Source organism: Sporichthyaceae bacterium, assembly GCA_036493475.1.
In the GTDB taxonomy this organism is placed as follows: Bacteria; Actinomycetota; Actinomycetes; order Sporichthyales; family Sporichthyaceae; genus DASQPJ01.
This window is the reverse complement of record DASXPS010000046.1, coordinates 1-15,224: the sequence shown is the minus strand read 5'-3', so window position 1 is coordinate 15,224 and position 15,224 is coordinate 1. Positions and strand designations below refer to the sequence as shown.

Here is a 15,224-nt window from a genome sequence, read left to right as displayed (position 1 = left end):
CCATTGCCAGGCCTAACCTCTTGCCAAATCCCGAATCTTTGTCGTCTTCGCCGGCGCGGCAGGATGGGCGCATGAAGCTGCCCGTGATGCCCCCGGTGTTGCCGATGCTCGCCAAGTCGGTGCCGACCATCCCGGTCGGGGATTACGGCTACGAACCCAAGTTCGACGGCTTCCGCGCGGTGATCTTCGCCGACGGCGCCGACATCGAGATCGGCAGCCGCAATACCAAGCCGATGAACCGGTACTTTCCGGAGCTCGTCGCGGCCTTCACCGAGTTGCTGCCGGAGCGCTGCGTGATCGACGGGGAGATCGTGCTGCCCGACCCGGCCGGCGTGCGGTTGGACTTCGAGGCGCTGCAGCAGCGCATCCACCCCGCCGCCAGTCGGGTCAAGATGCTCGCCGAGACCACCCCGGCGCGGTTCGTCGCCTTCGACCTGCTCGCCCTGGGCGATGAGGATCTGACGCGCCGTCCGTATGGGGAGCGCCGCGCCATGTTGGCGGAGACATTGGCCGGGGTGCCCGCCCCACTTCACCTGACGCCGACCACCGACGACGTCGAGGAAGCGGAACGCTGGTTCCACCAGTTCGAGGGCGCCGGGCTGGACGGCGTGATGGCCAAGCCGCTGGCGGGCAGCTACGAGCCGGACAAGCGCACCATGTTCAAGATCAAGCACGAGCGCACCGCGGACTGCGTGGTGGCCGGCTACCGCGTGCACAAGTCGGGGCCGGACGCCATCGGCTCGTTGCTGCTCGGCCTGTACGCGGAGGACAAGCTGGTCAGCGTCGGGGTGATCGGTGCGTTCCCGCTGGCGCGGCGCAAGGAGCTGTTCACCCAGATGCAGTCCTACATCACCGAGTTCGAGGGCCATCCGTGGGCGTGGGCCGAGCAGGAGGCGGGCGCCCGCACCCCGCGAGAGGCCGAGGGCAGCCGGTGGGCCGCGGGTAAGGACCTGTCGTTCATCCCGTTGCGTCCGGAACTGGTGGTCGAGGTGCGCTACGACCACATGGAAGGCGTCCGGTTCCGGCACACCGCGCAGTTCGTGCGGTGGCGAACCGACCGCGACCCGCGCAGCTGCACCTACGAACAGCTCGAGGAGCCCGTGTCCTTCGACCTGGCCGACGTGTTCCGCGGTCGGCCCTGACGCGGCGTCAGGACGGCGCGGCGACGAGGCGGTGCAGATTATCGCTCGCAAGCTCGCCGATAGCGCAGGTAGAGATCGGAGCCGTCGGACAGCAGCCCGGCCAGCTCCAGCGGAGCGTCGAGCACCCCGCCGCGCACGATGCGGGACCCCTCCCCGCCAAGCAATGTCGCGCTCACGGTCAGGCACAGCTCGTCGAGCATCCCGGCGGTGAGCAGCGCCGCCAGCCAGCGCGGCCCGCCCTCGCAGAGCATGCGGCGGTAGCCCCGGTCGGCCAGCGCCGTGACCACGTTCTTCGGGTCCACGATGCTGTCCCCGGCCACGATCACCTCGGCCACCTCGGCCAGCGCCTGCCGCCGCTCGGCCGGGGCAGATGCGGTGGTGAACACCATGGTGCGGGCCGTGGCCGCGCGGAACAGCGGGGCGTCCGGGTCGAGATCCAGTCGGTTGGACACCAGGGCAATCGGGGGGATGGGCTCCTGGCCGGCCGCGGTGCGTAATCCGGTGTCGGTCTGCCGCACCTTCACCGGCCCGTACCGTTCGTTGTTCGCGGTGGATGTCCCGACGATGACCACGTCGCACAGTGCCCGCATCAGCGCGAACAGATCCCGGTCGGCGTCGGAGGAGATGCCCCGGGTCAACCCGTTGGCGGCCACCCCGGCGCCGTCCACGGTGGCCACCATGTTGACCCGGAGCCACCACCCGCGCGGCGGATCCGCGGGATAGGCGTAGGCCCGGGCCAACGCGGCGCGATCCAACTCCCCGCCGTCCGGTGCTAATCGACGCACTCAGTCCACCTCGACGATGGCCACGGATTCCGCGGCCAGGCGCAGGCCCGCGGCGGACGCCTCGGGTTGGGGCTCGGAGGAAGTCAACAGCACCGCCCGCACCGTACCGGCCGGGGGGACGATCTGCGGGTGCTCGGCGAGGTTCACCACCACCCGCAACCCGCCGCGGTGCAGCACGAACCACTTCGCATCGGCATCGAAGGACACCGCGACCCGATCCAGTCGTGGGTCGGTCAGCTCTGGGCGTTTCCGACGCAGCGTCAGCAATGCGCGGTACCAGGCCAGCATCCCGGCGTGCGGCTCCTTGGCCGGCTCCGCCCAGTCCAGCCGGGAGGCGGCCACGGTGGCCGGATCCTGCGGGTCGGGCACCTGCTCGGCGCTCCAGCCGTGCCCCGCGAACTCCTGGCGTCGCCCGTCGCGTACCGCGGCGGCCAACTCCGGTTCGGTGTGATCGGTGAAGTACTGCCACGGCGTGTCCGCCGCCCACTCCTCACCCATGAACAGCAGCGGGCTGAACGGCCCGGTCAGCAACAGCGCGGCCCCGATCCGCAACCGACCCTGCGACACCGAGGCGCTCAGCCGGTCGCCCACCGCGCGGTTGCCGACCTGGTCGTGGTTCTGCAGGGCGACCACGTATCGATGCCCGGGCGTGTGCACCCGGTCCACCGGCGCGCCGTGACCGCGACCGCGGAACGGCGAGTACCGACCGTCGTGCCAGAACACCGAGGTCAGCACGTGGCCCAGGCAGTCCAGGGAGCCGAAGTCGACGTAGTAGCCCTGCCGCTCTCCGCTCAACAACGCGTGCAGAGCGTGATGCACGTCGTCGTCCCAGGACGCGGTCAGGCCAAGCCCGCCGGCCGCGCGCGGGGTCACCGTCAACGGGTCGTTGCGATCGGACTCGGCGATCAGCGCCAGCGGCCGGCCCACCGCGGTGGCCAGCGCGTCCACCGCCTCGGACAGTTCCGCGAGATAGTGCACTGCCCGGGTGTCGTGCAGCGCGTGCACGGCGTCCATTCGCAGCCCGTCCAGGTGGAAGTCGCGCAGCCAGCCGCAGGCGTTGTCGATCAGGTAGCGGCGGACCTCATCGGACCCGGCGTCGTCCAGGTTCACCGCCGATCCCCACGGCGTGTGATGGCTGTCGGTGAAGTAGGGGCCGAAGCGTGGCAGGTAGTTGCCGGACGGCCCGAGGTGGTTGTGCACCACGTCCAGCAGCACGCCCAGGCCACGCGCGTGGCAGGCGTCCACGAAGCGCTTGAAGCCGTTCGGGCCGCCGTAGGGCTGATGGACGGCGAACAGCGCGACGCCGTCGTATCCCCAGCCGTGCACGCCGGGGAAGGCCGCCACCGGCATCACCTCGACCAGGTCCACGCCGAGTTCGACGAGGTGATCCAGTCGCTCGATGGCGGCGTCGAAGGTGCCGGCCGGGGTGAAGGTGCCGATATGCAGCTCGTAGGTCACCGCGCCGGGCAGGGCCCGACCCCGCCAGGCCGCGTCGGTCCACCCGAACGCGTCGTGGTCGTAGCACCGGGACAATTCGTGCACCCCGTTGGGTTGCCACGCCGAGCGCGGGTCCGGGAACGGCCCCTCACCGTCCACCAGCCAGCCGTAGTCCTGCCCGGCCATCGGCTGCTGTGCGGTCCGCCACCAGCCGTCGGCATCCCGCCGCCCCCCCGTTCGGGCCCCGCCCAGCAACAATTCCACGTTCGACGCGTCCGGCGCCCACACCGCGTATGGCTCCACACAGGGACAGTGACAGATTTCGGCCCCGTCCAAACCCGGTGTCGTGCACGGCACTACCGCCGGCCCGGGCCACACTGGCTCGATGCAGTTCGGGGGAGGGCGACGCCGGGCGGCGGGCATCGCGCTGGCGGCGATCGTCGCCGCGTGCTGCGCGGCGCCGGCCGCGCACGGTGTGGCGGCCCGGGACGGCGAGATGCACCTGGCCGGCATGGCCACCGGTGCGGTCATTCCGAATTCCTGGATCGTCACGCTGCGTTCCGGTGACCCCGATCGGGTGGCCGCCCAGCACGCCCGGTGGGGGGTGCACGTGCAGCAGGTGCTGCACGCGGCGCTGCGCGGGTACACCGGCCGGATGAGCGCGGACCTCGCCCGGCGGGTGGCCGCCGACCCGCGGGTGCGCAGCGTGGAGCAGGACCGGGTGGTGCGGGAGACCAGCGACTGGCCCACGCCGGGCGTGTCCGCGCCGAGCGGCCAATCGATCCCCACCGGGGTGTCCCGGGTGCATGCGCCGGAGAGTTCGGCCAGGGCCGGCGACGGGCACGGCAGCGTGGACGCGGACATCGCTGTGCTGGACACCGGCATCGAGGCGGGTCATCCCGACCTGAACGTGGCCGGCGGCACCGATTGCGTGCCGGGCACCACGTCCTGGGACGACGAACGCGGGCACGGCACGCACATCGCGGGCATCGCCGCCGCCCGGGACAACGACTTCGGCGTGGTCGGGGTGGCACCCGGCGCCCGGGTCTGGGCGGTGCGGGTGCTCGACGCCAACGGGGACGGCAGCCTGGCCACGCTGACCTGCGGCATCGACTGGGTCACCGCGCACGCGGGGACCATCGACGTGGCCAACATGAGCCTGATCGGCATCGACCCCGGCGACGGCAATTGCCTGGACGGTGGGTTGCACCAGGCCATCTGCACCTCCGTCGCCGCCGGCGTCACCTACACCGTGGCCGCGGGCAACAACGCCGCAGACGCCTCGAGCTACAGCCCCGCCTCCTACCCAGAGGTGATCACCGTGGGCGCCATCGCCGACTACGACGGCAAACCCGGCGGGCTGGCCGACACCCCCTCGGCATGCAACGGGGGCGGGGACGACGAGTTCGCCACCTTCTCCAACTACGGCTCGGTGGTGGACATCCTCGCGCCCGGCGTGTGCATCCGGTCCACCTGGTTGAACGGCGGCTACGCGACGCTCACCGGCACCTCGCAGGCCGCGGGTTACGTGGCCGGGGCGGCAGCGCTGTACCGGTCGGGGAACCCCGGCGCCACCCCGACGCAGGTGCGCGAGGCGTTGCGCGAGGACGCCACGGGGGATTACGACATGTCCACCGACCCGGACGACGTGCCGATCCGACTGCTGAACGTCGTCGACTTTTAGGCGCGCACGAGCAGCGCCACCGGATACGGGTCGAAGAGTTTCGCAGCGGCGTGTGGGCCGCTGGCGTACTGACGGTTGGTCAGTACGTCCAGCCACGCCCCGGACGGCAGATCCACGGTGTGCTCGCGCCAGCCGCCGGCCCCGAACAGGCCGCGGGGCAGTCGGGTGACCACGGAGATCACGTCAGTGCCGCGCACGAAGCCGAAGGCGTGCTGCGACGTTGCGGACAGTTCCCGGTAGTCGCCCGCGAAGGCCTCCGGGTGGTCCTTGCGCACCGCCAGCGCCCGCGAGGTGACCAGCAGTTTCTCGTCGTGGAGATCACGCGGCGATTCGCCCTCGTCCAGCGCGGCCAACCGCGCCCGGCGGGCGGCGAAGTCCACCGGGTGGCGGTTGTCCGGATCGACCAGGGTGAACGTGGCGAACTCGGTGCCCTGGTAGACGTCCGGCACCCCCGGCATGGTGAGCTGCACCAGCTTCTGACTCAGCGTCACCACGCGAGCGGCCGGCCCGAGTTCCTCGACGAACTCCGTGATGTCGGCGACCAGTCGGGCATTGTCCAGCACGGCCCGGGCGAACCGCTCTACCGCCTCGTCGTATGCGATGTCCGGCGCGGTCCACGAGGTGTGCAGCTTCGCCTCGCGGGTCGCTTTGTGCAGGTACTCCACCAGCCGGTCCGCGGCCAACGGCCAGGCCCCGACCAGAGTCTGCCAAATCAGGTACTCGGTGGCCGGGTCCGGCCCGGCGGCGCTGTGATACCCCGCTGCGGCGCGCTGCCAACCCTCGACCGCGCGCGCCCAGGATTCGGGTAGCTCGGCGAGCACCGCCAGTCGGGCCCGCACGTCCTCCCCGCGCTTGGTGTCGTGGGTGGACAGCGTGGTCATCGCCGCCGGCCAGGAGCGGCACATGGCAGCGGCGTAGGAGTGGAACGTCGCCGGGTCCACCACGGGGGAGTCGGGTTCCCCGCCGACCTCATTGGCCGAGCTGAGCGGGAACCATCTGTAGAACGCGGTGTCCTCCACGCCCTTGGCCATCACCGGGCCGGAGGTCTGTTGGAAACGCACCACGAACTCGTGCCGACGCCGGTCACCCGGCGGGGCGTACAACGCGAACTCGCGGATCAGGTCGACGGTGTCGTGACGCTCCTCGGGCAGCCGGGACTTCGCCACCGCGGCGGCGGAGTCGAGGACGGCGACCGCCCCGTCCGGCGCGGGGTGGCCGGGCACCACGTAGGTGCGGTACACCTCGCAGCCGATCAACAGTTCGGTGATCGCCTCCTCCAGACCGCGGCGGGTGTGGTCGCGCAACCGCAGGTTGTCGTGGCAGATCTCCGCGGCCAGCCCGCCCAGGCGGACCACCTCGGCCCACAGGCTGGTGGTGACGATCTGCCACTTCGCCGCCGCGGCCACGCCGGTGAATTCGATGTCCTCGCCGGTGAATTGGGAGTTCAACTCGACCAGTTCCGCGAAGCCGTCGGGGTCCACGAACAGCCCACCGACCCGGCGCAACGCGTCGTAGCCGGTGGTGCCCGCGCACGGCCAATCGTCGGGCAGCAGTTCGGCTCCGGTGAGGATCTTCTCCACCACCACCCAGCAGCCCCCGGTGAGGTTCTGAAGTCGCGTCAGGTATTCCACCGGGTCGGCCAGCCCGTCCGGGTGGTCCACCCGCAGCCCGGCGATGTGGCCCTCGCGGACCAGGGCGCCGATCAGGTAGTGCGACTGGGCGAACACATCGGCGTTCTCCACCCGCAGCGCGGCCAGGGTGTCGATGTCGAAGAAGCGTCGATAGTTCAGTTCCTCGTCGGCCACCCGCCAGTAGGCCAGGCGGTACCACTGGCGGTCGAGCAGCTGCTCCAACGGTAGGTGTTCGGTGCCCGGTCGCACCGGCACGACGTGGTCGAAGTAGCGCACCACCGGCTCGTCCCCGGCGGTGTCCAGCACGATGTCCCCGGCGTCCAGGCACTCGCCGATGCGCCGACCGAGGAACGGCATCAGCATGGCCCGGTCGGGCACCGTCCAGTCCACGTCGAACCAGTTGGCATACGGCGAGGCCGGGCCGTCGCGCAGCACCGACCACAGTGGCGCGTTAAGCGATTCCGGAGTGGGCACCGCCATGTGATTGGGCACGATGTCCACCACGATGCCCAGGCCGCGCTCGCGTGCCGCCTTGGCCAACGCGTGGAACGCCTCGGCACCGCCGAGTTCGGTGGACAACGTGTCGTGGTCGACCACGTCGTATCCATGCGTGGAGCCGGGTACCGCCGCCAGCACCGGGGACAGGTACAGGTGGCTGATGCCCAGTGCGGCCAGGTAATCGAGCACCGCGCCGGCGTCGGCGAAGCCGAACTCTGCGGTCAGTTGCAGGCGGTAGGTGGCAGTTGGGATGGTTGGGATGGTCAGCACCGGCGCAGCACCAGCAACGACCGGTCGAGCATGCCCACCTTCTCGCTTGCGGCCAACGTCGCCCGGCCGGTCACCTCCGGTTTCGCGGTGTCCAATACCACCGCCCAATTCCGACCGTACTCCTCGGCGGGCAGCACGAAGTCCAACGGGCCCTCATGTCCGTTCAGCAGCAGGTAGAACGAGTCGTCGACGATGCGCTCGCCGCGGATGTTCGGTTCGGTGATCGCCGCGCCGTTGAGGAACACCGCCACCGACTTGTTGAACCCCGCCGACCAGTCCTGCTCGCTCATCGGGGCGGCCGCCGGGGTGAACCAGGCGATGTCCGGCAGCGACCCGTGCACCGGGGCGCCGGAGAAGAACCGACGGCGGCGCAGCAGCGGATGCGCCGCCCGCAGCTTGCCGCAGGCGCGGGTGAACGCCAGCAGATCGGCGTCCACCGCCGACCAGTCCACCCAGGAGATGTCGTTGTCCTGGCAGTAGGCGTTGTTATTGCCACGTTGCGTGCGGCCGAGTTCGTCGCCGTGCAGCAACATCGGCACGCCCTGGGAGAGGAACAGGGTGGCGAGGAAGTTGCGTTGCTGGCGGGCCCGACGGGCGAGCACCTCGGCGTCGGAAGTCTCGCCCTCCGCCCCGCAGTTCCAGGAACGGTTGTGGCTCTCCCCGTCCCGGTTCTCCTCGCCGTTGGCCTCGTTGTGCTTGTCGTTGTAGGAGACCAGGTCCCGGATCGTGAAACCGTCGTGCGCGGTGACGAAGTTGATCGAGGCGTGCGGGCGGCGGCCGTCGTCCTGATAGAGGTCGGAGGACCCGGTCAACCGGGACGCGAACTCGGGCAGCGAGTCCGGTTCGCTGCGCCAGAAGTCGCGCACGGTGTCCCGGTACTTGCCGTTCCACTCCGTCCACAACGGCGGGAAGTTGCCCACCTGGTAGCCGCCCTCGCCGACGTCCCAGGGCTCGGCGATCAACTTCACCTGGGACACCACCGGGTCCTGGTGCACCAGGTCGAAGAACGCGGAGAGTCGGTCCACCTCGTGGAACTGCCGGGCCAACGTGGCCGCGAGGTCGAAGCGGAAACCGTCGACGTGCATCTCCAGCACCCAGTAGCGCAGCGAGTCCATGATCAGCTGCAGCACGTGCGGGTGATGCATGGCCAGCGTGTTGCCGGTGCCGGTGGTGTCGTAGTAGTAGCGCAGGTCGTCGCCGAGGCGGTAGTACGCCGCGTTGTCGATGCCGCGGAAGCTCAACGTCGGGCCGAGGTGGTTGCCCTCCGCGGTGTGGTTGTAGACCACGTCCAGGATCACCTCGATGCCCGCCCGGTGCAGCGCCTTGACCATGGCGCGGAACTCCTGCACCTGTCGGCCGCCGTGGGCCTGCGAGGCGTAGCCGTTGTGCGGGGCGAAGTAGGCGATGGAGTTGTATCCCCAGTAATTGCGCAGCCCCCGATCGGCCAGCGGATGGTCGTGCACGAACTGGTGTACCGGCATCAGCTCGACCGCGGTCACCCCCAAGCTCTGCAGATGCTCGATCATCACCGGGTGGGCGAGACCGGCGTAGGTGCCGCGGATGTTCTTCGGGATGTCCGGGTGGTTGATGGTCAGCCCGCGTACGTGCGCCTCGTAGATCACCGTGCGGTGGTAGGGGATGTGCGGGTGGCGGTCATCGCCCCAGTCGAAGTACGGGTTCGCGACCACCGAGTGCATCGTGTAGCGGGCGCTGTTCTGGTCATTGCGGCGGTTCTGCGCGTTGAACCGATAGCTGTACAGCGCCTCATTCCAGCTGATCTGGCCATCGACCGCTTTCGCGTACGGATCGACCAGGAGTTTGTTGCGGTTACAGCGGTGACCGTGCGCCGGGTCGTAGGGCCCGTGCACCCGGTAGCCATAACGCTGGCCCGGCTCGACGCCCGGCAGGTATGCGTGGTGCACGAAGGCGTCCACCTCGGGCAGCACCACCCGGGTTTCCCGGCCGCGGACGTCCAGCAGACACAGCTCCACGCGCTCGGCTACCTCGGAGAACAGGGCGAAGTTGGTGCCCGCGCCGTCGTAGGTGGCGCCCAGCGGGTACGGCGTGCCCGGCCAGACGGTGATCGCGGCCTCCTGGTGGTCGGTGGCCCCTCGTTGCCCCGTGCGGCCGGCCGGTGCTTCGGCCGCCGAGGCGTCATCCTGTCGCATGGCGCAGCGCTACCCAGCCTGCGCCCCCTCATCCCGGGCGGCGCCCGGGCTCGGGAGGTGTCGATGGCCAGGACCAACCGGGTTACCCCGGCCGGTGACCTCATCGCGGTGCCGGACCGTGGCCTTTTCTGGGGTAACCGTGGCTGTCTGCTGAACGATGCCCGGGAGCTGGTGCGCTACTCCGCCGGGCGGATGTGGCTGATCTGCGTGCTGTCGTTCCGGGGGCGGCGCCGGGAGCAGTGGCAGCCGCGGCGGTTGACCGAGTTGTACTTCCTGGACGAGGCGACCGGGCTGGCCGCGGGGCACCGCCCGTGCGGGGAGTGCCGCAACCGGGACTACCGCGTGTATAAGGCGGCCTTCGCCGCGGCGTATCCGGACGACGAGCCGGGGGTGCGCGGCATCGATGCCCGGCTGCACGCAGACCGGTGGGCCGGCCGCGGGGTGCGCCGGACGTATCTGGACGATTCCGGGGCGCTGCCCACCGGGGCGATGGTGGCCATCGACGGCACGTTTTGGCTGGTGGACGGCGATCGGCTGCGGGCCTGGTCGCCCGGCGGGTACGGGGCGACGCGCGACTACCTGGCGGGGGAGTCGTTGACCGTGCTCACCCCGCGGGCGACGGTGGCGGTGTTGGCCGGTGGCTATCAGCCCGTCCTGCACCCCGGCGCGGCAATCGCCGGCTCGCCTCAGACCGGAACGGACAGTTCCACGGTGTAGCCGTCGCTCACCGAGCCGGTGGCGTCGGCCAGCTGCAGGGAGTGCCCGTCGGAGAAGACCGGGTCGGTGTCCAGGCTGACCTGTCCCAGTCGATCGTTGCTCTGCTCGTAGCCCGGCGAGGCGTAGACCTCCTTGCAGGCCACTTCCGGCAGCGCGAGCTGCGTGGTCCGCAGGGGTTCGCCGCCGTCGCCGGCGTGCTGCAGGTCCAGGAATATCCGCAGGTTCAGGTGCGGCCAGCGGCCCACCTCGGCGCCCGGGAAGATCGAGGTGAACTCGACGACACCGTCTTGGTAGGCAACCTGCACCCCGCGCAGGTAGTTCTCGTCGGACAGCGCCTGCCCGTACATCGAGTAGTTGCCGTCGCGGTCGCACTGCCACAGGTAGACCGCGGCGCCCTCGTAGGGCGCCCCACCGTGTTCCTGGTTGGTGAGCGTGAGCCGCACCGTCATTGGTACGCCATCGGCCTGCTTGCTGCCGGGCGCCAGACTGGTGGTGATGTCCTTGCGGTCGATGCCGCTCAGCGTCAGCGCGTTGGGGCCGTTGCTGCCGTCCGCCGGGTACGGGCCCGCTGGTTCTTCCGGCATGGTCCCCGCGGGTACCGGGCTGGCCGATTGGTCGGCTTGCTCCAGTGGGTTCATGCCGGGCGGCTGTGGGCCCCCGCTGGGAGTGGCGGTCGGGGCGGGACCGGCCGGCACGTTTTGCGAGACCGGCAGCGACGAGGTGTGGGTGACCACCATCGGACTCTTGTCGGTGGCGCCGTTGCTGCTGCCGCCACCGCAGGCGGACAGCAGCGCGGAGCCCGCCGTCGCGCTGAACAGGGCGAGCAGACGACGCCGGGTCAGGGCGGAGTTTTGGATCATACGAACCCCCTACCCGACCGGTGGGGGGCATTCCCGGGAGTTTCAGGCGGCGGGCCGGGCCTCGACGACGAGGGTGGCGTAGCGGCGCAGCACGGCCTCGACCACGGCTCGGGCGTCGCCCAGCGGCGCGGCGACGCTGTCCGCACCGGCCGCACGGGCCGTAATCTGCACCCGGTCCAGCAGCCGACCCGGCGCCAGGAACCACGGCGCGACGTCGACCCGACCGGCGCCCGCCGCGCGCAACTCCGCGACCACCTCGGTCATACCGGGCCCGGTGGTCGCCGCGTGCGCGACCCGCACCTCGGTCCCGCTACGGCGCTGCCACCACGCAGCCAGCCGCCGGACGGCCCCCGCCGCCGCGGCATCGGTGGTGCCCGCGTAGGCCAACACCAGCCCGGTGCCCGGCCCCGGTCGGGCACCGACCGCACGCAGCCGTTCGGCGACCGCGGCCAGCAGGCGCGGATCGGGCCCGAGGGCCTCCGTCGTGTCGATCAGCATGCCCTCGGCGCGGGCCTTGGCCACCGCGGCTGGGATGTCGACCTTGTGGTGGAAGGCATCGCTCAGCAGCATCGGGACGGCCCGCACCCGGCGGCCCCCCCCGCGAGCGTCAGCGAGTGAGGCCTCTTTTAGCGCCCGGGCGGCGTCGGCCACGTCGGGACCGTGATGGTCCAGGTACCCGATGCCCACGGGCACCTCGGGCAGCACCCGGCGCAGCCGGCGCGTGAGTGTGGTCATGGTCGCCGCGTGCCGCGGGTCGCCGCTGCCGTGCGCGATCAGCAGCAGCGCGGGCGGACTCACGCCAACCCTCGTTCGGCCAGCGCGGCGAGCACAGCCGCCACGGTCTCGTCCAGGCTGCGCCCGGCGGTGTCCAGCCGTAGGTCGGGGGCGACGGGGACCTCGTACGGGTCGTCCACACCGGTCAGCCCGACGAGTTCCCCGGCGCGCTGCTTGGCGTACAGGCCCTTCACGTCGCGGGCCGCGCACTCCTCGACCGGCGTGGCGATGTGCACCTCGACGTACGGGGTGCCGGTCGCCTCGTGCCGAGCGCGCACGTGATCGCGGGCCTCGGCGTAGGGCGCGATCACCGGCACCAACGTGGTGACGCCGTTGCGGGACAGCGTTGCGGCGACGAAGCCGATGCGGCGCACGTTGGTGATCCGGTCCTCCTTGGAGAACCCGAGGTCCGCGGTCAGCTCGGTGCGCAGTTCGTCACCGTCCAGGATGTGCACCTGTCGGCCGGTCGCGCGCAACCGCTCGGCCAGCGCCCCCGCGATCGTCGACTTACCGGCGCTGGGCAGGCCGGTCAGCCAGATCGTCACCCCCTGACGGCCCATCAGCTGTGCAGCCCGCATTCGGTCTTGCCGCTGCCCGCCCAACGGCCGGACCGGGCGTCCTCCCCGGTGACGGTGCGCCGGGTGCAGGGCCGGCAGCCGATCGAGTCGTAGCCGTCCAACAGCAGCGGGTTGAGCAGGATGTTGTGTTCGGCCACGTAGGCATCCACGTCGGTCTGGGTCCACCTGGCAATCGGGCAGACCTTCACCTTGCCGCGGCCGGCATCCCAGGACACCACCGGGGTGTCCGCCCGCGACGGGGTCTCGTCGCGGCGCAGCCCGGTGATCCACGCGTCGTAGTCGCGCATCGCCGCGTTCAACGGGGCCACCTTGCGCAACGCGCAGCAGCGGTCCGGATCGCGGCCGAACAGGTCCTTGCCGAACGCCACGTCCTGACCGGCGACCGAGAGCGTCGGGGTCACGTTGATGACGTTGACGTCGTAGACCGCGGACACCGCGTCGCGGGTGCCGATGGTCTCCGCGAAGTGGTAGCCGGTGTCCAGGAACAGCACGTCAATTCCGGGCTTCACCCTCGATGCCAGGTGCGCGACCACCGCGTCGGCCATCGACGAGGTCACCGCCAGCCGATCACCGAAGGTATCCGCGGCCCAGGAGAGAATCTCCAGCGCCGAGGCGTCCTCCAATTCACGGCCCGCGCGCACCGCCAGTGCCTCGGTGCCCTCGGCCAGGTGGGTGTCCCGCTTGCGCCTCGGCGCGCCGGATGCCCGACCGAGTTCGACGATCGCCGTCATACCGACACCTCCATTCCGAGAAACCGCAACGCGAACGCACGCCGACAACTTCCGCACAGCCACTGTCCGTGCTGCTCCAGTGGCCGCAAATCCTCTTCCGCGCAGTAGGGGCAGTGAAAAGGTGCAGCCCTTTCGGTCATGACAGATCGGCCTCGTCGGCGCGCCCGGTCCAGGCGGCGAAGGTCTCCTCGCCCTGACGCTGCGCCAGGAACCGGCGCAGCACCCGCTCGATGTAGTCCTCGAGGTCGGCGGAGGTCACCTTCAGCCCGCGCACCTTGCGACCGAAGCCCGCCGCGATGCCGAGGCTGCCGCCCAGGTGCACCTGGTAACCCTCGACGCTGTTGCCGGTCGCGTCGTTCACCAGCATGCCCTTCAGGCCGATGTCGGCGACCTGGAAACGGGCGCACGCGTTCGGACAGCCGTTCATGTTCACGGTGAGCGGCACGTCGAAGCCCGGCAGCCGCCGTTCCATCTCCGCAATCAGCCGGATGGACCGGTTCTTGGTGTCCACGATGGCCAGCTTGCAGAACTCGATGCCGGTGCAGGCCATGGTCTGGCGACGGAACGGGGTCGGGCGCACCTGCAGGTCCAGCGACTCCAGCGCGGCCACCAGCGATTCGGTCTGCGCGGCGGGCACGTCGAGGATGAGCAGCTTCTGCTCGGCGGTGGTACGCATCCGGCCGCTGCCGTGCTCCTCGGCCAGGTCGGCGACCTTGTTCAGCAGCGTGCCGGAGATGCGGCCGACCAGCGGGGCGAAGCCCACGTAGAAGTTGCCGTCCCGCTGCGGGTGTACGCCGATGTGGTCCCGGAACCCCGCGGGCGGCTCGACCGGGGCGGGGCCGTCGATCAGCGCCCGGTGCAGGTACTCGGTCTGGAGCACCTCGCGGAACTTCTCGATTCCCCAGTCGGCGACCAGGAACTTCAGCCGGGCCCGGTTGCGCAGCCGGCGGTAGCCGTAGTCGCGGAACACCGAGATCACCCCGGCCCACACCTCGGGCACCTCGTCCAGCGGCACCCACGCGCCGACCCGTTGGGCCAGCATCGGGTTGGTGGACAGCCCGCCGCCGACCCACAGGTCGAAGCCCGGGCCGTGCTCGGGGTGCACCACCCCGACGAAGGACACGTCGTTGATCTCGTGTGCGACGTCCATCTTCGGTGAGCCGGAGATCGCCGACTTGAACTTGCGCGGCAAATTGGAGAACTCCGGTGAGCCGATCCAGCGGCGGGTGATCTCCTCCAGCGCCGGGGTGCCGTCGATGATCTCGTCCGCGGCGATGCCGGCCACCGGGCTGCCCAGGATCACCCGGGGGCAGTCACCGCAGGCCTCCATGGTGGTCAGCCCGACCGCTTCCAGGCGCGCCCAGATGGCCGGCACGTCCTCGATGCGCACCCAGTGCAGTTGGAAGTTCTGGCGGTCCGTCACATCGCAGGTGTCCCGGGCGTACGCGGCGGAGACCTCGGCGATGGCGCGCAGTTGCTCGCCGGACAGCTGCCCGCCGTCGAGCCGGATGCGCATCATGAAGTACTCGTCGTCGAGCTCGTTCGGCTCGAGGATCGCGGTCTTGCCGCCGTCGATGCCGGGCTTGCGCTGGGTGTACAGGCCCATCCAGCGGAATCGGCCGCGCAGGTCGGCACCGTCGATCGAGGAGAACCCGGTGTGGGCGTACCGGTCGATGATCCGTGCCCGCACGTTCAGCGGGTCGTCGTCCTTCTTCACCTGCTCGTTGGCGTTGAGCGGCTCACGGTGGTTCAACGCCCACTGGCCCTGCCCCTTGTGCTTGGCGGCGCGAGCGGGTGCGGCAGCGGTGGTCGCCATGGTTCCTCACAGAAAAGGGAGGGCGCCGCGCGACCGAGCAGGCGTCAAGAACGCGAGCGGCCGCGACCGGGCACCCGCGAACGACTGGGGGCGGGAGCGGTCAGCAGCCGCGACACGACATCGTCGAGACCCG

Annotated in this window: 12 protein-coding genes; 3 read left to right on the top strand and 9 right to left on the bottom strand. The window is 70.6% G+C overall.

The annotated features are described in order from the left end of the window. Nucleotides 1-71 precede the first annotated feature (71 nt). A complete protein-coding gene (locus VGJ14_04770) occupies nucleotides 72-1,142 on the top strand; it encodes an ATP-dependent DNA ligase (protein HEY2831715.1) in 1,071 nt (356 codons plus the stop codon). A gap of 38 nt (nucleotides 1,143-1,180) precedes the next feature. On the opposite strand, the gene VGJ14_04765 is transcribed toward VGJ14_04770, so the two are convergent. Both VGJ14_04765 and treZ read right to left on the bottom strand, forming a co-directional pair. Then, nucleotides 1,181-1,927 carry a dihydrofolate reductase family protein gene (locus VGJ14_04765; protein ID HEY2831714.1) on the bottom strand — a complete coding sequence of 249 codons (747 nt, stop codon included), beginning with the start codon at nucleotides 1,925-1,927 and terminating at the stop codon, nucleotides 1,181-1,183. Beyond that, on the bottom strand, nucleotides 1,928-3,667 hold the full coding sequence (gene treZ, locus VGJ14_04760) for a malto-oligosyltrehalose trehalohydrolase (GenBank protein ID HEY2831713.1): 1,740 nt from the start codon (nucleotides 3,665-3,667) through the stop codon (nucleotides 1,928-1,930). It abuts the gene before it with no gap. An 82-nt stretch (nucleotides 3,668-3,749) separates the two neighbouring features. On the opposite strand from treZ, the gene VGJ14_04755 reads away from it, so the two are divergent. Next, a complete protein-coding gene (locus VGJ14_04755; protein HEY2831712.1) occupies nucleotides 3,750-5,048 on the top strand; it encodes a S8 family serine peptidase in 1,299 nt (432 codons plus the stop codon). Here VGJ14_04755 and treY read toward each other — a convergent pair. Both treY and glgX read right to left on the bottom strand, forming a co-directional pair. After that, nucleotides 5,045-7,447, bottom strand: a complete 2,403-nt coding sequence (treY, locus tag VGJ14_04750) for a malto-oligosyltrehalose synthase (protein HEY2831711.1) — start codon at nucleotides 7,445-7,447, stop codon at nucleotides 5,045-5,047. The genes VGJ14_04755 and treY overlap by 4 nt on opposite strands. Beyond that, nucleotides 7,441-9,615: a glycogen debranching protein GlgX gene (gene glgX / locus VGJ14_04745; protein HEY2831710.1), complete on the bottom strand. Its 2,175-nt coding sequence runs from the start codon at nucleotides 9,613-9,615 to the stop codon at nucleotides 7,441-7,443. Before glgX ends, treY begins: the two co-directional genes overlap by 7 nt. 63 nt (nucleotides 9,616-9,678) lie before the next feature. Here glgX and VGJ14_04740 point away from each other — a divergent pair, with 63 nt between their 5' ends. Beyond that, on the top strand, nucleotides 9,679-10,332 hold the full coding sequence (locus VGJ14_04740) for a hypothetical protein (protein ID HEY2831709.1): 654 nt from the start codon (nucleotides 9,679-9,681) through the stop codon (nucleotides 10,330-10,332). Here the strand turns inward: VGJ14_04740 and VGJ14_04735 are convergent. The 5 genes from VGJ14_04735 to VGJ14_04715 form a co-directional block, all read right to left on the bottom strand. Next, entirely contained in the window at nucleotides 10,302-11,192 is an 891-nt protein-coding gene (locus VGJ14_04735) for a hypothetical protein (protein ID HEY2831708.1), read from the bottom strand. The two genes, VGJ14_04740 and VGJ14_04735, sit on opposite strands and share 31 nt — an antisense overlap. 42 nt (nucleotides 11,193-11,234) lie before the next feature. Further along, nucleotides 11,235-11,990: a CbiX/SirB N-terminal domain-containing protein gene (locus VGJ14_04730; protein HEY2831707.1), complete on the bottom strand. Its 756-nt coding sequence runs from the start codon at nucleotides 11,988-11,990 to the stop codon at nucleotides 11,235-11,237. Then, on the bottom strand, nucleotides 11,987-12,526 hold the full coding sequence (gene cysC, locus VGJ14_04725) for an adenylyl-sulfate kinase (protein ID HEY2831706.1): 540 nt from the start codon (nucleotides 12,524-12,526) through the stop codon (nucleotides 11,987-11,989). The genes VGJ14_04730 and cysC overlap by 4 nt, the downstream gene beginning before the upstream one ends. Next, nucleotides 12,526-13,275, bottom strand: coding sequence for a phosphoadenylyl-sulfate reductase (locus tag VGJ14_04720; GenBank protein ID HEY2831705.1), 750 nt, complete (start codon nucleotides 13,273-13,275; stop codon nucleotides 12,526-12,528). Before VGJ14_04720 ends, cysC begins: the two co-directional genes overlap by 1 nt. A 136-nt stretch (nucleotides 13,276-13,411) precedes the next feature. Further along, nucleotides 13,412-15,091 carry a nitrite/sulfite reductase gene (locus VGJ14_04715; GenBank protein HEY2831704.1) on the bottom strand — a complete coding sequence of 560 codons (1,680 nt, stop codon included), beginning with the start codon at nucleotides 15,089-15,091 and terminating at the stop codon, nucleotides 13,412-13,414. Between the last annotated feature and the right edge of the window lie 133 nt (nucleotides 15,092-15,224).